This window comes from Collinsella sp. Sow4_E3, from assembly GCF_052116285.1.
Lineage (GTDB): Bacteria > Actinomycetota > Coriobacteriia > Coriobacteriales > Coriobacteriaceae > Collinsella.
In genome coordinates this window covers 29,214-47,625 of record NZ_JBQKLJ010000010.1, presented here as the reverse complement: position 1 = coordinate 47,625, position 18,412 = coordinate 29,214, and the positions used below count along the sequence as shown (strand labels likewise).

At 60.2% G+C, this 18,412-nt stretch carries 19 protein-coding genes; 18 read left to right on the top strand and 1 reads right to left on the bottom strand.

What is annotated here, in order from left to right; translation table 11 throughout:
- From ACTQ48_RS07185 to ACTQ48_RS07110, 16 genes are all read left to right on the top strand, one after another.
- Positions 1 to 1,305, top strand: a complete 1,305-nt coding sequence (locus ACTQ48_RS07185) for a tetratricopeptide repeat protein (protein WP_441554369.1) — start codon at positions 1 to 3, stop codon at positions 1,303 to 1,305.
- Positions 1,306 to 1,432: 127 nt separating this feature from the next.
- A complete protein-coding gene (locus ACTQ48_RS07180; RefSeq protein ID WP_006236061.1) occupies positions 1,433 to 2,464 on the top strand; it encodes a rod shape-determining protein in 1,032 nt (343 codons plus the stop codon).
- 78 nt (positions 2,465 to 2,542) lie between these two features.
- Positions 2,543 to 3,484, top strand: coding sequence for a rod shape-determining protein MreC (mreC, locus tag ACTQ48_RS07175; protein WP_441570469.1), 942 nt, complete (start codon positions 2,543 to 2,545; stop codon positions 3,482 to 3,484).
- Between the two features lie 12 nt (positions 3,485 to 3,496).
- Positions 3,497 to 4,063 (top strand): hypothetical protein, encoded by a 567-nt coding sequence (locus ACTQ48_RS07170; RefSeq protein ID WP_441570468.1) that lies wholly within the window; start codon positions 3,497 to 3,499, stop codon positions 4,061 to 4,063.
- A 13-nt stretch (positions 4,064 to 4,076) separates the two neighbouring features.
- Complete coding sequence (mrdA, locus tag ACTQ48_RS07165; protein ID WP_154516187.1) at positions 4,077 to 6,146, top strand: penicillin-binding protein 2; 2,070 nt, start codon at positions 4,077 to 4,079, stop codon at positions 6,144 to 6,146.
- A gap of 10 nt (positions 6,147 to 6,156) precedes the next feature.
- The gene (locus ACTQ48_RS07160) at positions 6,157 to 7,383 is read left to right on the top strand and encodes an FtsW/RodA/SpoVE family cell cycle protein (RefSeq protein WP_441563403.1); all 1,227 of its coding nucleotides are present in this window, start codon (positions 6,157 to 6,159) and stop codon (positions 7,381 to 7,383) included.
- 18 nt (positions 7,384 to 7,401) lie between these two features.
- Positions 7,402 to 8,331, top strand: a complete 930-nt coding sequence (locus tag ACTQ48_RS07155) for a YcjF family protein (RefSeq protein ID WP_441570467.1) — start codon at positions 7,402 to 7,404, stop codon at positions 8,329 to 8,331.
- Between the two features lie 9 nt (positions 8,332 to 8,340).
- Complete coding sequence (locus ACTQ48_RS07150; RefSeq protein ID WP_441563405.1) at positions 8,341 to 10,218, top strand: TIGR03960 family B12-binding radical SAM protein; 1,878 nt, start codon at positions 8,341 to 8,343, stop codon at positions 10,216 to 10,218.
- A complete protein-coding gene (locus tag ACTQ48_RS07145) occupies positions 10,215 to 11,027 on the top strand; it encodes a TIGR03936 family radical SAM-associated protein (protein WP_441563406.1) in 813 nt (270 codons plus the stop codon). The genes ACTQ48_RS07150 and ACTQ48_RS07145 overlap by 4 nt, the downstream gene beginning before the upstream one ends.
- A 67-nt stretch (positions 11,028 to 11,094) precedes the next feature.
- Complete coding sequence (rplU, locus tag ACTQ48_RS07140; protein WP_035138585.1) at positions 11,095 to 11,469, top strand: 50S ribosomal protein L21; 375 nt, start codon at positions 11,095 to 11,097, stop codon at positions 11,467 to 11,469.
- 33 nt (positions 11,470 to 11,502) lie between these two features.
- Entirely contained in the window at positions 11,503 to 11,760 is a 258-nt protein-coding gene (gene rpmA, locus ACTQ48_RS07135) for a 50S ribosomal protein L27 (RefSeq protein ID WP_154516202.1), read from the top strand.
- A gap of 85 nt (positions 11,761 to 11,845) precedes the next feature.
- Positions 11,846 to 13,312, top strand: a complete 1,467-nt coding sequence (gene obgE, locus ACTQ48_RS07130) for a GTPase ObgE (protein ID WP_441570466.1) — start codon at positions 11,846 to 11,848, stop codon at positions 13,310 to 13,312.
- A gap of 3 nt (positions 13,313 to 13,315) precedes the next feature.
- Positions 13,316 to 13,993, top strand: coding sequence for a nicotinate-nucleotide adenylyltransferase (gene nadD / locus ACTQ48_RS07125; protein ID WP_427794396.1), 678 nt, complete (start codon positions 13,316 to 13,318; stop codon positions 13,991 to 13,993).
- Between the two features lie 87 nt (positions 13,994 to 14,080).
- Positions 14,081 to 14,614 carry a bis(5'-nucleosyl)-tetraphosphatase (symmetrical) YqeK gene (yqeK, locus tag ACTQ48_RS07120; protein WP_427718844.1) on the top strand — a complete coding sequence of 178 codons (534 nt, stop codon included), beginning with the start codon at positions 14,081 to 14,083 and terminating at the stop codon, positions 14,612 to 14,614.
- 28 nt (positions 14,615 to 14,642) lie between these two features.
- The gene (rsfS, locus tag ACTQ48_RS07115; RefSeq protein WP_427726898.1) at positions 14,643 to 15,098 is read left to right on the top strand and encodes a ribosome silencing factor; all 456 of its coding nucleotides are present in this window, start codon (positions 14,643 to 14,645) and stop codon (positions 15,096 to 15,098) included.
- Positions 15,099 to 15,328: 230 nt separating this feature from the next.
- Complete coding sequence (locus ACTQ48_RS07110; protein ID WP_441570465.1) at positions 15,329 to 16,078, top strand: transposase; 750 nt, start codon at positions 15,329 to 15,331, stop codon at positions 16,076 to 16,078.
- A 227-nt stretch (positions 16,079 to 16,305) separates the two neighbouring features.
- Here ACTQ48_RS07110 and dinB read toward each other — a convergent pair whose 3' ends face one another.
- Positions 16,306 to 17,562 (bottom strand): DNA polymerase IV, encoded by a 1,257-nt coding sequence (gene dinB / locus ACTQ48_RS07105; protein WP_427717584.1) that lies wholly within the window; start codon positions 17,560 to 17,562, stop codon positions 16,306 to 16,308.
- A 201-nt stretch (positions 17,563 to 17,763) separates the two neighbouring features.
- On the opposite strand from dinB, the gene rpsP reads away from it, so the two are divergent.
- Positions 17,764 to 18,123: a 30S ribosomal protein S16 gene (gene rpsP, locus ACTQ48_RS07100; RefSeq protein ID WP_441570464.1), complete on the top strand. Its 360-nt coding sequence runs from the start codon at positions 17,764 to 17,766 to the stop codon at positions 18,121 to 18,123.
- A gap of 42 nt (positions 18,124 to 18,165) precedes the next feature.
- Entirely contained in the window at positions 18,166 to 18,411 is a 246-nt protein-coding gene (locus ACTQ48_RS07095; RefSeq protein ID WP_154516529.1) for a KH domain-containing protein, read from the top strand.
- Position 18,412 lies beyond the last annotated feature (1 nt).

Sequence of the window (18,412 nt, the reverse complement as noted above, 5' to 3'; positions counted from 1 at the left end):
TTGAATAGCCAGCTGATTCAACAGGGTCGAGCCGCTTATCGTGCGGGCGACTTTTCCGCTGCCGCTCAGATGCTCGGTGCGGCAAAGACCCCCAGCGAGATCATGGGCGAGGCCGACCATCTGCGTGGCAACGCTCTGATGCACCTGGGTATGTATGCCGAGGCTGCCGAGGCGTACGCGGCTGCCCTCAACGACGGCACCTATGGAAAGCGCGGCGCGCTGCTCACCAACCGCGGCAAGGCGCTCGCTGCCGTGGGTGACTATGTGACCGCAGCCCAGGCGTTCTCCGCCGCAACGCAGGATGCTTCCTATGCCACGCCGTTTAAGGCCTATCTGGGTCTTGGCAACGCGCTGTTCCAGTCGGGCGATTTCGCCAATGCAGGCACTGCCTTCCGCCAGGCCGCCATCGATGGCGCCAATCCAGCCCCCGCGGCCGCCCTTGGCGAGCTCGGCCGCTGCTTCATCAAACTTGGCCGACCGGCGGACGCCGTGGAGACCTACCGCACCGCTATCGACTTTGCCGGTCCGCGCGATGACACGCGTGCGCTTAACGCGGGTATGGGCGAGGCGCTTTCTGCCGCGGGTCGTCCTTCCGAGGCGCTCGATGCCTTTAATGCCGCCACCGCCGACGGCATCTATCAGCTCACACCCGAGCAGGCCGATGAGCTTGCCCGCGTGCACGATTCACTTGCCGCGCTTTCGGCCCAGACCGCCATGGCCACGGCCCCGGCGCCCGCCATGGATACGACTGCTGTCGATTCGCTCGATCCCACGGGTGCCACTGGCCAGTTTATGCCCGATCCGTCCGACACGGGCTTCTTTACGCTGTCCGAGTCCGAGATGGTCCAGCAGGATCGTCGGGACCGCAAGCAGGCCAAGGTCCGTCGTCGCCATCGCCATACGGGCCTCAAGGTCTTCCTGGTTTTGCTTCTGCTGATTGTTCTTGCCGCGGGCGGTTTGGGCTTTGCCTACACGCGCGGCATGGGTATCCCCTCGCAGGAGTCCGTCATCACCGATTTGTTCCAGGCTGCCGGCGACGGTGATACCGCTAAGGCCGAGTCCTGCCTGGCCTCCAGCCTGTCCGAGGACGCCAAGGCGATGATTATCTCCTCGATCCCGCAGGGTGCCACCGTCTCCATCGAGGGCATGGATCAGTCCATGACCGAGACCACCGCGAAGGTGAAGGCTTCCCTGTCCAAGGGCGGCGAGCAGGAATATACCGTCAAATTCGTGCGCTCCGACAACCATATCGGCTGGGCGGTATCTTCGCTCGACATCGATTTCTCGGCCGCTGACAACCAGTAGTGACCTTATGAGATTTGGCGCTGCCCGGTGCTTCACCGCAAGTGAGGTGCCGGGCTTGCGCTAGTATGATGGGCTAGTAGTTTTCCAGCAATCATCCAACACATCAGGAGTTGCGTTGTTTTCTTTGATGGACATGTTCTTCGGTAGCTATGCGGGCGATCTAGCCATCGACCTCGGCACCGCCAATACGCTTGTCTCTGTGCGCGGCAAGGGCATCGTCATTCGCGAGCCTTCCGTCGTCGCCATCGACAAAAACGATGAGCGCATCCTTGCAGTCGGTATCGAGGCCAAGCGTATGCTTGGCCGTACGCCCGGCAACATTGTGGCCGTGCGTCCTCTCAAGGATGGCGTCATCGCCGACTTCGATGTCACCGAGGCCATGCTTCGCTACTTTATCGATAAGGCTTCCGAGAAGCGCTATCCGTGGACCCCTCGTCCGCGCGTCGTCGTATGCGTTCCCTCCGGTGTCACGTCGGTCGAGAAGCGCGCCGTGTTCGAGGCTACGATTCAGGCTGGCGCTCGCCAGGCCTATCTGATCGAGGAGCCTATGGCTGCCGCTATCGGTGCTGACTTGCCTGTCGAGGAGCCGACCGGCTCCATGGTCATCGATATCGGTGGCGGCACCACCGAGGTTGCCGTTATCGCCATGGGCGGTATCGTCGTGTCGCAGTCCATCCGCATTGCCGGCGACGAGTTCGATCAGGCTATCCTCACACATGTTCGCGATGCCTACAATTTGGCCATCGGCGAGCGCACGGCCGAGGACATTAAGATTAAGGTCGGCTCTGCCGTGCCGCTCAAGGACGAGCTCGACGTCGAGGTCAATGGCCGCGACGTGATCACGGGCCTGCCCAAGACCGTGCGCATCGAGAGCGAGGAGATTCGTCGTGCGCTCAATAAGCCGCTCGACGAGATGGCCAAGGCCGTCAAGGACGCACTCGACGCCACGCCGCCCGATCTTGCCTCGGATCTTATGTACTACGGCATTCTGTTGACCGGCGGCGGTGCGCTGCTGCGCGGCCTCGACGTCCGCTTGCGCGACGAGACAGGCGTTTCGGTCAACGTGAGCCCCACGGCGCTCGACAACGTCGTAAACGGTTGCGCCCGCGTGCTCGAGGCCAACGCGTTTGACGGCGGTTTCGTCCAGACCAATGCTTAATTTCCAAAAGGTGGATTCCATTTGGCACGATCTTCGGGTTTCTCTTCAAATCTGAATACCAAACGACAATCAACGGGTATGCGCCCGTTGATTGTTTTCAGCCTGATTTCTGTGTTGCTGCTCACGTTTTACATTCGAGAGGGCGAGGCCGGGCCGATACATGCCGTGCGTTCGGGCGTCACGACAATCACCTCTCCGGTGCGTTTCGTTGGCTCGGCGGTGGCGGCGCCATTCAATGCCATCGGCAACGTGTTCTCCAACCTCACCGCTTCGCAGGAGTCGCTCGACGACCTTAAGAAGCAAAACGAGGTCCTCACTTCCAAGGTCGCGGAGCTTTCCGAGGCCCAAAAGACCGCTGAGCGCCTTGAGGGTCTTGTGGGCCTGCAGTCGACCTATAACCTCAAGTCCACTGCGGCTCGTATTGTCGGAGCCTCGGGTGACGCCTGGACGTCGACCGTCACCATCGATAAGGGTTCTGCCGACGGGCTTACCATCAACATGCCCGTGACGAGCTCGGCCGGCGTCATCGGCCAGATTATCGAGGTTTCGGCCAAGACATCGACCGTGCGCCTGATTGGCGACGAGAACTCTGGTGTGTCCGCCATGGTGCAGGACACGCGCGCACAAGGCATGCTACAGGGCCAGCCCGATGGCACGCTGCGTCTTGAGTACGTGAGCGTCGACTCCGATGTTAAGGTTGGCGATATCATCGTGACCTCGGGCATCGGTGGCGTGTTCCCCAAAGGACTGCCGCTTGGCACCGTGTCTTCGGTCGAGAAGTCGGCTAACGACGTGTACTACACCATTGTGGTGCGTGCGCAGACCACGGCCGAAAATAACGAGGAAGTGCTCGTCATCACCTCGCTCACCGACGAGCAGTCGGCTTCGGACGATGATGTGAGCTCGGCCAATAGTGCCCCGCAGGGCTCGTCGCGCGGTGCTGCGACTCAGTCTAAGGACGAGAAATCGGATGATGATTCCGACACGGCCGAAGCGTCCGATTCTGGATCGAGCGAATAGGGAGGCATGTCCATGGATCTACACGAGCAGGGGACTGGCTCCCGTGCCTTTGCAATCGCCGCTATCGTCTGCGTGCTGCTGCAGACGGGACTGGCACCGCAAATCTCCATCGCGGGCGGTCGCGTCAACTTTATGATTATTTTGGTGTGCCTGAGCGTGTTTTCGGGCGACCCTACGCGTGCCGTCGTGTGCGGCTTTTGCAGCGGTCTGTTTTACGACCTTTCCGCCGCCGTGCCGGTGGGCGTTATGTCGCTGCTGCTGACCGTGGGCAGTTTTGCTTTGGTGCACAGCGCGGCTGGTCAGACGGGCGGCTCGCCGAGCGCGCGCGGCATTACCGTGGGCGCCTTTGCGCTTGCCATCAACGTGGTCTACAGCATCATCTTGCTGTTTATGGGTCTGGAGACGAGCTTTGTGGTGGCCATCTTTGGGCACGCTCTGCCGTCCTCGATCCTGACGGGCTTGATTGCCATTCCGTTTTTGATGTCCGGCGCCGCTCCGCAGTCTGGCTATGGGTTCTCCGCGCGCGGTGGGCGTCAGACGGGCATGCGCTTTAAGCCCAAGACCCGTAAGCTCAAATAGGGGAGGCCTCAAGATGTCTTCCCAGTTGACGGTTGTTGTCGCCGGTATCGCGCTGGTCGTGGCCATTGTGGTCGCGCTGGTCATCATGCGCCGCGGCGACTCCCGCTTTACCTACGACACACAGCACGGAACGGCCCCGCGCGCCACCGAGGGCGAGGGCAATACGGCCGCCACGGCCTTCAAGGGCCGTTTTTCCATCCTCACCACGGGCGTGGGCGCCATGTTTGCCGCGCTTGCCGTTAAGCTGTGGGGCATGCAGATGGTCTCGTCGGACTACTACGACAAGCAGGCCAAGAGCAATCAGACCCGTACCGTTACCACGCCTGCCGTGCGTGGCCGCATCTTGGACCGCAACGGCGTCGCACTGGTGCAAAACCGCCCCTCGCTCGCCGTCGTCGCCTATCGCGATCTTGCCGACGACAAGGTGCTGGTGCGTCATCTTGCCAACGTGCTCGGCATGCCGTATGTCGCGGTGCTGCGCAACATCCAGGACAATTCCGAGGGCGCGCAGAGCCTGCATACGATCGCGACTGACGTGCGCCGCTCTACCGTCGCCTACATTCAGGAGCACGCCGGTGAGTTTCCCGGCGTGAAGATCGCCGAGCGCACCGAGCGCCAGTACCCGTATGGCGAGACCGCCTGCCATATTTTGGGCTATACCGGCACCATTACCTCCGAGCAGCTCGAGGCGCAGAACAAGAAGTCGTCGGACGGCAACGAAAGCGCGGCTGGCCAGATCTCGTATCAATCGGGCGATATTGTGGGTCAGGCGGGCGTAGAGATTTACTACGAAAATCTGCTGCAGGGCATTCGCGGTGAGCAGACCGTGAAAGTTGACGCCTCGGGTAACGTTACCGGTCAAGCCGGCGCCGTTCCCGCCAAGGCCGGTTCTGACATTAAGCTTACGCTCGATCTTAAGATTCAACAGGCCTGCGAGACGGCTCTGGCGAATGCCATTGAGCTTGCCAAGACTACGGGCCATAGCAATGCCGGCAACGGTGCCGTGGTGTGCCTCGACCCCAACAACGGCGAGATCTTGGGCATGGCAAGCGAACCCAAGTTTGATCCTTCTGTCTTTATCGGCGGTGTTTCCAATGACGTGTGGACCGAGCTTAACGATGACGAGGGCTCGCATCCGCTGCTCAACCGCGCCATTAGCGGCCAGTACATGTCCGCCTCGACCATCAAACCCCTCTCGGCGTTGGCTGGCCTCGAATTTGGCACGTACACTTCGAGTCAAACGACCAACTGCACGGGATATTGGACCGGCTTGGGCAAATCTTGGGGAAAGTACTGCTGGCTGCACTCCGGCCACGGCACGATGACGCTGCAGTCCGGTATCGCCAACTCCTGCGACCCCGTGTTCTACGATATGGGCAAGGCCTTTTTCTACAACGACCAGCATCCCGAAGGCCTGCAAGAGGTCTTTCGCCGTTGGGGCCTGGGCAAGACCTGCGGCATCGACCTGCCGAGTGAGGGTGCGGGCCGCATTCCCGATGCCGAGTGGAAAGAGTCGTACTTTACCGACGCCTCGGCCGAGGACCGCAAGTGGAATGCCGGCGATATGACCAACATCGCCATCGGCCAGGGCGACATTCTGGTGACACCGCTGCAGATGGCCTGCGCCTACATGGGTATTGCCAACGGCGGCAAACAGTATGTGCCGCATGTGTTCTTGTCTGCTGTCTCGCGTGATGGCGACGGCGATGCCTACAAGTACAACGGCAAGGGCAAAAAGAAGCGCCTTGAGGCTCAAATTAACAACGATGCCGATCTTGCGCTGGTCCGCAACGGCATGCACGATGTGATTTACTCGGCGTCGACTTCGACCGCCGCGCACTTTAACTCCCTGACCCCTACGGTCTACGGCAAGTCCGGCACGGGCGAGAAGAGCGGCGAGGACGATTACGCGTGGTTTTGCGCCTACGCGCCGGCCGATGACCCCAAGTACGTGATCGCCACTGTCTTGGAACAAGGCGGCGGCGGCTCCGATACCGCGCTGCACGTTGTGCGCGATGTCCTCGGTGCGATTTATGACGAGCCCGACACGTCGACGGCCACGGGCGATTCCTCGGTTCGATAGGAGGTTGCGGATGGACTTTTCGCCGGCGGACCTGTTCCGCTCAACCAAAACCGGCTCTCGCAGCAGCCTGGACCGCGTTAACAAGCAGATTTCCGCATCGCGCGGAACGTTTCGCCAAAAGGTGCACGTCGGCGTGCTGTTGGCGACTGTGGCGCTCGTCACCTATGGCGCCATTATTATCTGGTCCGCCTCGCAGTTTAAAGCCGACGCCTCGTTCTCGCGTCACCTGCTGGGTATCGGTATTGGCGCGGTGCTGGCGGTGCTCGTCTGGCGCACCGACCTGCGCGGCATTTCCAACTTTTCGACGGCCCTGCTCGTCATCGATCTCATCGTGATCTTCTCGCCTAAGATTCCGGGCCTGTCCTACACGGGCGGCTTGGGAATGACGGGTTGGATCAAGATTCCCGGTATCGGTTTAACATTCCAGCCCGTTGAGCTTGCCAAGCTCATCACCATCTTCTTTATGGCCACGCTTGGCTCGCAGTACAACGGGCGCATCGATACCGCTCGCGACTACATTAAGCTCTGCGGCATGCTGTCCGTTCCGTTTTTGGCCGTCGTCGCCATGGGCGATTTGGGTTCGGGTCTGGTCGTGCTGGTGTCGGGCGCCATCGTCATCTGCATGAGCGGTGCGCGCCGCGAATGGGTGCTGTCGACTTTGGCTCTGCTCGTGGGTTTCGTGGCGCTCGTCCTGGCGCTCGATTCGGTCTTCGATTCGCTGCTCGGTCACGATGTGCTCATTAAGCAGTACCAGATGAATCGTCTGACGGTCTTTATCGACCCCGACAACGCCGATTCGGACGATGCGTACAACCTGCAGCAGTCGTTGATCGCGGTCGGCTCGGGCGGTTTCTTTGGTAAGGGGCTGGGGCATGCGACGCAGTCGGCCGGCGGCTTTCTGCCCGAGTTCCATACCGACTTCGTCTTCGCCTTTTTGTCAGAGACGTTCGGCTTCTGCGGTTCCTTTTTGTTGCTGTGCCTGTATGTGCTGCTCATCTTCTCGACGATCCGCGTCGCCTTTAAGTGCGAGTCTCTGTTTCTACGCTTGTCATGCGTGGGTATTGTCGGCATGTGGGCATTTCAGACGTTCGAGAACATCGGCATGTGCATTGGCATGATGCCGATTACCGGTATTCCGCTGCCGTTCATTAGCTTTGGTTCGTCGTCGATGATGATCCAGTTGCTGACGGTGGGTATCGTACAATCCATATGGCGGCATCGTTCGGGCGCCGCATAACCGCTGGAGGGGTTTGCCATGAAGATTCCCGTGGAAAAGCTGACCCGCGCTTTTAAAATGGGCGCGACCACCAAGAGGGATTCCGATACGCCGGTGCGCGTTTCGGTCTACCTGGATTCGACTGCCTCGCGTTTTTTGGTCGAGACGGTGCGCGATGCCTTTGTGCCGCAGACGACCTCGGGCATTGTGCGCGTTGAGCGCCTGGGTGAGGAGCGAATCGTCCCCAAGACCGATACCGACGTGGTGCTGGTGCTTTCGTGCGGTTCCGACCGCCTTGAGAGCTCCGTGCAGGAGCTCGTCATTGCCGGCGCGCCCGTGTGCGTGCTGGCCGAGTCCGCTGTCGAGGTGCCTTTTATCCAGGAGTCCACGCCCATGCTCGGCGTGGTAGCGGCCACCGATAAGACGTATCTGCTCGAGACGCTCGCCCGCTGGATCCTGGACCGTACGGAAAAGGAGACGGCCTTTGCGGCGAACTTTGCCTTTATGCGCATCGCCGCCGCCAACCGCATCATCACCTCGTGCGCGCTTACCAATATGGCGACGGGCGCGCTGGTGTTTTTGCCGGGGGCCGATTATCCCGTTATGGCGCTGGCGCAGGTTGGCATGCTCTTTGAGCTTGCGGCCATCTTTGGACGCGGCATTAAGCCCGAGCGCGGCTACGAGGTCGCGGGCGTGCTTGCCGGCGGCTTGGTAATGCGCGCCGTCACTCGCGCCCTGGTAAAGCAGACGCCGCATATCGGCTTTGCCGTCAAGGCACTGACCGCCGCCGCCGGCACCTATGGCATGGGTCGTGCGCTCGTGTCTCTCTACGAGCGCGATATCGACTACAGCCGTGCCAACGAGGTGGTTGCCGCCACGTTCTCGCGCGTCCGCGACCTGGTGACCACGGTTGCCGGCGCTACCCGTCCCATGAATCCTTTTGAGGATGCATCCGATCTTGCTGCTTAGGGGTTTCTTTTGCGCGTTCCATACCAAGACTGTTTTCATTTGATTGAGCCGCTGCTCGCGAAGGTCGAAAAGCCGAGTCGCTATATCGACCACGAGTGGGGTACGCTCTCCAAGGCCGATGCCGACTATCGTTGCTGCATGATTTACCCGGACGTGTACGAGGTCGGCCTGCCCAACCAGGGTATCGCCATCCTGTACAACATCCTTAACCAGGCCGAGGGCATCTCCTGTGAGCGCGGTTATGTGCCGTGGCCCGATATGGCCGATGCCATGCGCGAGGCCGGTATCCCGCTGCTGTCGCTCGAGGGCGCAGCGCCCGTGGCCTCGTTTGATATCGTCGGTATGCACGTGCCGCACGAGATGGCCGTGACAAACTTTCTCGAGGCGCTCGACCTCGCCGGCATTCCGCTGCTGGCTGCTGACCGCACCGAGGACGATCCCATCGTCGTCGCCGGCGGACCTTCGGTTTATAACCCCGAGCCGTATGCGGCCTTCTTCGATGCCATCCTGATTGGCGAGGGTGAGGAGTCGCTGCTCGAGATCTGCCAGTTGCATCGCCGCCTGCGTGACGAGGGCGTCCCGCGCGCCCAGATTGTCGAGCGGCTCGCGACCGTCTCCGGTACCTATGTGCCCTCGCTGTACGAGGTGCGCTATGACGAACCCTGCTCACCGCACGGCTATACCGTGCCGCGCGAGGGTAAGGACGTCCCGCCGGTGGTCTACAAGCGTGTCGTTGAGGACTTTGGCGCTACCAATCCATTGTCGCAGTCGTGCGTGCCCTATGCGCAGCTCGTTCACGATCGCCTGTCTATCGAGATCCTGCGCGGCTGCGCTCGCGGTTGCCGTTTTTGCCAGGCCGGCATGACGTATCGCCCGGTGCGCGAGCGCTCGGCCGACCAGATTGTGTCCTCGGTGATCCAGGGTCTGGAAAAGACCGGCTATGACGAGGTGTCGCTCACGTCGCTTTCGACCACCGATCACTCCTGCATCCGCGACGTGCTTGGCAGGCTCAACCGCCGCTTGGAGGATACGGGCATTCGCGTGTCCATCCCCTCGCAGCGCCTGGATTCGTTTGGCGTGGATATGGCCGAGTCGGTCGCCGGCGAAAAGAAGGGCGGCCTGACGTTTGCCCCCGAGGCCGGTAGCCAGCGCATGCGCGACATCATCAACAAGAACGTGACCGAGGAGGACGTGGACCGCGCGGCCAAGGCGGCCTTCGAGGCCGGCTGGAACCGTATGAAGCTCTACTTTATGATGGGTCTTCCCGGCGAGCGCGATGAGGATATCGTGGCCATCGCTAACCTGGCCGATCACGTGCTGGAACTCGGCCGCTCCGTGGTGCCCAAGGCGCGCCGCGGCTCCATCTCGGTGTCCATCTCGGTGTCGGTGTTTATTCCCAAGGCCGCCACGCCTTTCCAATGGTGCCCGCAGCTCGATTACGACGACGTCAAACGCCGTCAGAAGCTCCTCATTACGAGTGTTCGCAACCGTGCGGTCCGCGTGCACTACCACGATGCCGAGACCTCGCTTATCGAGGCGGCGCTGTCTCGTGCAGGCCGCGACATGACGCCGGTCATCATCGATGCCTGGCGTGCCGGTTCGCGTTTTGACGCCTGGGTGGAGCATTTCTCGCTCGATAACTGGAAGGAGGCCGCGGCCAAAAACGGCATCGACCTCAACGAGCTCGTGCACCTGCCCTACGAGCTGGACTGGCATCTGCCCTGGGAGCACGTGAGCCCCGGCTGCTCGCGTGGCTTCCTCGAGCGCGAATACCGTCGCTCGCTGGAGGGTGTCACGACGCCCGACTGCACCCGCACGTCGTGCACCGGCTGCGGAATCTGCCCCACGCTCCACGCCAAGAACGTATTGGTGGGTGATCGCGCATGAGTGAGCGCTTGACCGACAACTCCACGCTCTTTAGGCTGCGCGTTCGCTACGGCAAGCGCGACCGCCTTAAGTACCTTGGCCATTTGGAACTAATCCATACCATTGAGCGTATCGTGCGTCGCGCGGGGCTGCCCTATGCTGTGACGCAGGGTTTCTCGCCGCATATGCGTGTGGGCTTTTCGTCGGCGTTGCCCGTGGGCACGTCGTCGACCTGCGAGTGGTATGACCTGTTTATGACCGAGTTCGTCGCGCTAGACGAGGCCTTTGGGCGACTGGCCGCGGCATCTCCGGCCGATTTGGCGCCCATCGAGGCCGCATACATCGACGTGCGCACGCCGGCGCTGACGGCCCAGCTCACGCGCCTGTCGTACCGCATCGACCTGCACCTGGACCCTGAGTCACCCGTGAGCGCCGATGAGGTGCGCGCCGCGATTGACACGTTGCGTGCGGCCCACGGCATCGACTATGCGCGCGGCAAAAAGAGCAAGCGCCTGGACTTGGACCATACGCTCGTGGGCTACGAGCTTAAGGCGGGGGAGCGCCCGGAGCATCTGGTACTCATACTCGACACCCATGCCGACAACGAGGGCTCCATGCGTCCGGAAATTTTGCTTTCTGCTGCTGATGTTTTGTTGCAGGGCTTGACCCCGGGCGTCGATGCACCTATTGTTTCCACCGGTATGCAAGACCTCGTGACCATCTGCTCCTACGATGTCGAGCGTCAGAATCAAGCATGCGAAGACGACGAGGGCCGACTCGTCAGCCCCATACCTGTGCGAACTTGTGGATTTGCTCCACATACTCGTTGACGGGGGTATTATCGCCTGCTACTATATTCGGCTGTTGCACTAACTGATGCATGAAGGGCAAGTAAACATGTACGCAATCGTTAACACGGGCGGCAAGCAGTACAAGGTCGCCACCGACGATGTCATCACCGTCGAGAAGATCGAGGGCAATGAGGGCGACAAGGTCACCCTGCCGGTCATCTTCCTCAACGATGGTAAGAAGATCGTCACCGATCCCGACAAGCTGGCCAAGGCCAAGGTTACCGCTCAGATCGTTGAGCAGTTCAAGGGCGAGAAGCAGCTGGTCTTCAAGTTCCACAAGCGTAAGCGCTATCGTCGTCTGAAGGGTCACCGTCAGCAGCTCACCAAGCTGAAGATCGTGAAGGTTCAGGCTACCTCCCGCGCCAAGAAGGCTGTCAAGGCAGAGGCTGAGGCTGTTGCCGAGGCTCCCGTCGCCGAGTAGATTACACTCGTAACGAAAGAGTAGGTATACACAATGGCACACAAAAAAGGACTCGGTTCCTCCCGTAATGGCCGTGACTCCCGCGGTCAGCGCCTTGGCACGAAGCGCTTCGCCGGCCAGACGGTAACCACGGGCACGATTCTCGTCCGTCAGCATGGCACGCACATCCACCCGGGTGCGAACGTTGGCCGTGGCAAGGACGACACGCTGTTCGCGCTGGTCGACGGTACCGTTGAGTTCCACAAGGGTATCAAGCACAGGGTCAGCGTACGCCCGCTCGCGAACGCGTAATTCACCCTTCATAGAGCACATATGTGGGAGGCACTTGAGTTTTAGGATTCAAGGGTCTCCCTCTTTTTTGTAGGAGGCGATTCTGTTGTCACAGTTCACCGATATCAGCCGCATAAACGTTTGCGGCGGCGACGGCGGAGCCGGATGCATGTCGTTTAGGCGCGAGGCATTTGTTCCCAAGGGCGGCCCCGATGGCGGCGACGGCGGCCGTGGCGGCAATGTCGTCATCCAGGCCGATGCTCAGCTGTCTTCGCTGATCGATTACCGCTTTAAGCATCACTTCCGTGCCGAGCGCGGCACGCACGGCCAGGGCGCCCGTCGCAATGGCAAGAGCGGCGAGGACCTGATTTTGAAAGTTCCCATGGGCACCGTAGTCCGCGAGCTCGATCCCGAGACGCAGACCCCGATGTTCGAGATTGCCGATCTGGTGCACGACGGCGAGCGCGTTGTCGTGGCGCCCGGTGGGGCCGGCGGTCTGGGCAACACCCACTTTGTGACGTCGGTGCGCCGCGCTCCGGCTTTTGCCCAGCTGGGTGAGCCTGCCGAGGAGCACTGGATCGAGCTCGAGATGAAGCTTATGGCCGATGCCGCGCTCGTGGGCTTTCCCTCGGTGGGCAAGTCCTCGCTCATCGCGCGCATGAGTGCCGCCCGTCCCAAGATTGCCGACTACCCGTTTACCACGCTTGTGCCCAACTTGGGCATGGTGCGTGCCGGTGAGTACTCCTATGTCGTCGCCGACGTACCGGGTCTCATCGAGGGTGCGAGTGAAGGCAAGGGCCTGGGTCACCAGTTCCTGCGCCATATTGAGCGCACTGCTTTGATCATGCACGTTGTCGATATGACGGGCGGTTTTGAGGATCGCGATCCGGTCGAGGACTATCGCATCATTAACCGCGAACTCGAGCAGTATGGTGCCGAGCTCTCGGAGCGCCCGCAGATCGTTGTCGCCAACAAGTGCGATGCGCCGGGCACGGCTGACAAGATTGCCGACCTTAAGCGTGCAGCGCTCGACGACGGCCATATGTTTTTTGCCGTTTCCGCCGTTACGGGTGCCGGCCTCAACACGCTGATGCTTGCCGTGGGCGAGCAGGTGGCTAAGCTCCGCGCGGAGCTTACGGTTTCCGATGAGCCGGTCGATTTGCGCGATGAGGAGTGGGAGCGTCGCCGTCTGCAGCGCGAGAAGCGCTTCCGCATTGTTGAGGAAGAGCCGGGTGCTTTCCGCGTGGTTGGTCGCGCGATCGAGCGCATGGTTATCCAGACCGACTGGGAAAACGAGGAAGCTGTCATCTACCTGCAGCATAAGTTTGCGCGCATGGGTGTCGACGATGCGCTCGAGAAGGCCGGCTGCCGTGCGGGCGACGAGGTTCGCATTTGCCAGCGCGCCTTTGACTTTGAGGGCGCCGAGGACTTCTTGGAGTTCGAGGACGAGCTCGAGGATGCAGGCGTTGAGGTTATTGACGTAGCGGCCGAGGGTGCGGACGTGGCTCATGTCACCGAGGGCTCCGAAGGCGCTACCGAAGTCGACGTTATTGAGACCCCGGAGGGCGAGTAGGCCATGTCGCTGCGCGGTGGAATCGGATTGCCTGAGCTGCCCATCAAGGATGGGCACGAGTTTCGGCTTGGCATTATGGGCGGCACCTTTGACCCGATTCATTACGGGCACTTGGTTACCGCCGAGCAGGCTCGCGAGTCGCTCGACTTGGACGCTGTGCTTTTTATGCCGGCCGGCTCTCCTGCCTTTAAGCTCGACAAACCGGTGACGCCTGCTGAGGACCGTTATGCCATGACGGTCCTCGCGACTGCCGCGAACCCGGCCTTTTTGGCAAGCCGCTTCGAGATCGATCGTGCCGGTGTCACCTATACAGCCGATACGCTGCGTGCCCTTCGCGAGTTTTACCCGCCACAGGTGAAGCTTTACTTTATTACGGGTGCCGATGCGATTATCGATATTGTGACCTGGCACAATGCTCACGAGATTGCCGAACTGGCAACCTTTATCGCTGCGACGCGTCCCGGCTTTGACATCGATACGGCCCGGGCGAGGATTAAGGAATCGGGGCTGCCATTCGATGTGCGCTATATTCAGATTCCGGCGCTGGCGATTAGCTCGACCAACATCCGCAAGCGGGTTGCCCGCGGCATGAGCGTGCGCTATCTTACGAGCGAGTCCGTGCTCGGCTATATCCGTAAACGCGGCCTGTATGCCGATCTTGGGCAAGACGATTTTGATTGACGGGGGGAAACGTTGTCGGTAGAAGATCAGTTTGAGGGCGACGAGCGCGCGCTCTTGACGCGTATCCACGAGTTGCTCGATGTGCGCATGAAGGATAAGCGTAAGCGCTACGTGCATTCGCTCGGGGTTGCCGAGACGGCGCTGCACCTAGCCGAGGTATACGGCGTCGACCGCTTTGATGCCGCTGCCGCCGGCCTGATCCATGACTGGGACAAAGTGCTCTCCGACGACGAGCTGGTCACGCGCGCTCTGCATTATGGCATTAAGATTGCCGGCTCTCCGTCTGCCGCGACGCCGCTTTTGCATGGCCCGGTTGCCGCCTATGAGCTTCCGCAGCTTTTTCCCGAGCTGTCGCCGGCGGTCTTTCAGGCTGTCGACCGTCACACCGTGGGCGCTTGCGACATGACGCCGCTCGATATGGTGGTCTTTGTGGCCGATGCCATCGAACCCAACCGCCACGGCGATTATGCCCATGCGCTGCGCAAGATGGTGGGGAAGTCCTCGCTCGACGAGTTGTTCTTCTCCTGTTTTGCGCAGGGTCTGGTCTATGTGATCCAGTCCGGGCGCTATCTTTATCCCACGGCTATTACGATTTACAACCATTACGCCCAGCTGCGCTAGCTCGGGTGCGTCTAGAAAGAGGTATTCCATGGCCGATGAGACCATGACTGACGAGCAGATTCTTGAAGGTGCGGAGCACAAGAGTTTCGTGGCCACGTCCGACCGCACTGCCGCGACGCTCTCCGCCAGCGGTGTCGCCGCCGAGGATGTCGCCCGCGCTGCCGCGCAGGCCGCCTACGACAAGAAAGGCGAGGACGTTCAGGTGCTCGATCTGACTGAGCTTTCCGATGTTTGCGACTACTTTGTCCTTGCTACCGGCACCAACAACCGCCAGGTTGATTCCATCGTCGACGAGATTGAGGAGAAAGTCGCCGAGGCTTGCGGCGAGCACCCGTTTTCCATTGAGGGCCGCGAGCAGAAGACCTGGATGCTCATGGACTACGGTTCGGTTGTCGTCCACGTCTTCACTCCCGAGGCACGTGAGTTCTACCGACTCGAAAAGCTCTGGGGCGACGCTCCCCAGCTCTCCCTGGACCTCCTCTAGTAGCTCATTTGGGACGGGGCTTTTTTAGCTACCCTCAAGTATTTCGCCGGGCAGCCGCGTTTTTCCGCGGCCGCCCGGCTTTCTTTTTGCCCAAAAGTAGCTAATTTGGGACGGGGCTTTTTTAGCTACTACCTACCGTTCGCCGAACATCGCGATTTATAGCTCCCAGTACGTTTTTTTCTACTCTGGCTCGGGTAACGTAATTGTCATCTGTAGAGGAGGGGATGCGTATGACTCGGACTGCGCGAGAAATCTCTGTATATGGTTTTTACCATGTCGTCCAAAAGGGATGTGCCGACCAACTCATATTTGAGGATGACGAAGATCGGCTCTATCTGATTCGGCTGATTGCTTCGAAATGCCAGAAGTTTAAAGTGGATGTCATCGCGTGGTGCCTTATGGATAACCATATTCATCTTCTGCTTGACGACGAGCATGTTCATCTGAGCGATTGCATGCATTCGATTACGACGGCGTATGCCATGTATTTCAACTCAAAGACAGGCAGGAAGGGGCCTGTTTTCCAGGATCGATTTAAGAGTGTGCCGATCCTCGATGATGATCAGCTGCTCAACTGCGTGAGATACATTCACGACAATCCCGCGAAGGCGAGGATTGGGACCGCTTCGCTGTATCGATGGAGCAGCTTTCGCGAGTATATGGGATATCCGGGTATCTGCAAAACGGATTGCGTTCTCGGGTTGCTCGGGGACTCTCAGAGATTTTTTGCCTTCAGCACCTCGGGTGAGCCCAATCGCTATTGCTTCCGTGACGGCGCTCATGTGAGCGACACAGATGTGCTGGAGTTTGCGCAGGCTCTTCTTAAGCCGTACGAGCCTCATCACCTTAAGGCTTTGCCAAAGGGGGCGCGCGATGCCTGCATTCGTACTTTGAAGAGCGAGGGCTTTTCGATTAAACAGATCGTCCGTCTTACGGGCATTGGACACTGCACCATACAAAAGGTCAAAATCAAAAAATAGCTCATTTTGGACGAGGTCTGTGTTGCGACCGCGTCAGGTATGGGTTGGGTAGCTAATTTGGGACGGGGCTATTTTAGCTAACCCTACAAATCGGTTGAGTTTTATTCCGGCCCCGGGTGATTCGCTGCCAGCTGAAGGGTAGCTAAAAAGCCCCGTCCCAAATTAGCTACCCCGTACTACCCTGACAATCTAAAGTAGCTAAAAAAGCCCCGTCCCAAATTGACTACTTAGTGGGAGGAGAAGCGTGATTGGCGGCCGAAGGATAGGGCGGTGTCGCCGAACTTGTCTCGGACCGCGTCGATGGCGACGGAGAGGTCACGGCGGTCGCTGGATTGGGCTCCGCGGTCGTCGACTTCGCAAAACAGGTCGGTCTGTATGCCGCCTTGATGATTGAAGTCACTCATGCCTATGCCGGCAAGGCGTACATGCATTCCTTCCTGCCAGATGTTGTCGAGCAACTCGATCGCTACCGCCACAAAGATGTTCTCGTCGTCGGTGGGATGGGGGAGTCGTCGCTGTGCCGAGCGACCGCTGCCGTACGAGTACTTAAGTTTGAGCGTCACCGTGGCGCCGGTAAGCCCCTGGCGGCGCAGGCGACGTCCGACGGATTCGCCCAATAATGCAATCGCCGCTTCGATGTCCCCGCGCTCGGTCAAATCTTTCGCAAAGGTGCGCTCATTGCTTACCGACTTGACCTCGCGCTCTTCATCGAGGCTCGTGACTTCGGAAACCTCGAGCCCCAACGCACGCTGGCGCATGCGCTCGCCGTTAACGCCAAAAATCGCAGACAGTGTGGATTCCGGTGCGCGCGACAGCTCGCCCAGCGTGTAAATCCGCATGCGGCGCAGCCGCTCCTCGGCCGAGCGCCCGATACCGCTCATGGCAGAAACAGGTAACGGCGCCAGAAAACGCTGCTCAGTTCCCGGGCGTACGACCGTAAGCCCAAACGGCTTGTCTCGCTCGCTTGCAATCTTGGCCACCGTTTTGTTGCAACCGACGCCGATGGAGCAGGTCACCCCCAGTGCCGCCACGCGATCGCTGATGCGTCGTACGACGAGCAGTGGGTCCTCGGGCGCAAAGCGGCCCGGCGTGATGTCGATAAAGGCCTCGTCGATGGACACGCGCTCAACGCGTGGTGTCTCGTCGGCAAGAATATTCATGACCTGTGCGCTGACCTCGTGGTAGCGATCGAAATGCCCGTGTGTCCAAATGGCCTGCGGACAGAGGCGGCGCGCCTCGGCCGAGGGCATGGCGGAGTGCACGCCAAAGCGGCGTGCCTCGTATGAGCAGGTGGATACAACGCCGCGCGATTCGGCGTCTCCGCCCACGATAAGCGGCTTGCCGCGCCACTCGGGATGATCGAGCATCTCTACACTCGCAAAAAACGCATCGAGATCCATCAGGCCCACCGCCGGACCCGTCCAGGGCGGCGGCGTGACGCCCGCAGTATCCTCATAACCGTATGTATGTTCGCATCTTTTCATGGCATGAGTATACCGCGCAGCTCATGTGGGGTGCGTGGATGTGCTTGCAAATCGCGAATTCTTGTCTAAGATATGGATTTGCCTTCGACTACACCGAAGAAGTTGGTCTCACGGACTTCACCTGCCCGCGTCGATGGCGTATTATGTTCAACTGTTTGTTTGTAGTTGCAGCCTAAAGCTGCTTGGTTGGAGGAGTTTCCTTTGGCAGTCAAGATTCGCCTTGCTCGTCACGGCGCTAAGAAGCGTCCGTACTACCGTGTCGTCGTCGCCGATTCCCGCGCCCCGCGTGACGGTCGTATCATCGAGGAGGTTGGCCGCTACAACCCGATGACCGCCCCCAAGACCATCAACCTCGATCTCGAGAAGATCGCTGACTGGCAGTCCAAGGGCGCTCAGCTCACCGACGCTGTCGCTGCCCTGGTCAAGGCCGCCAACGAGGGCGAGAAGACCGAGACCGTCGTCAAGAAGTCCAAGAAGCAGCTCGCCAAAGAGGCCGAGGCCGCTAAGGCTGCCGCTGAGGCCGCTGAGGCCGCTGAGGGCGCCGAGGGCGCCGAGGAGTAAATCGTGCCTGAGGTTGACGCTGCACAGCTCGAGGGTGAGGCAATGCTCTCAGATCGCATCGCCGATCTCGTCGAATATCTCGTTGTTCAGATCGTCGACGACCCGGATTCCGTGAGCCTGGAAGTTATCGATGGCGACGATGCCTCAACTATTGAGGTTTCGGTCGCCGAGGATGACGTAGCTAAGGTCATTGGCCGTCGCGGCCGTACCATCAAGGCCATTCGCACGCTCGCCCGTGCACTGGCCGCTCGCCTCGACACTTCCGTCGAGGTAGAGGTTCTGGGCTAGG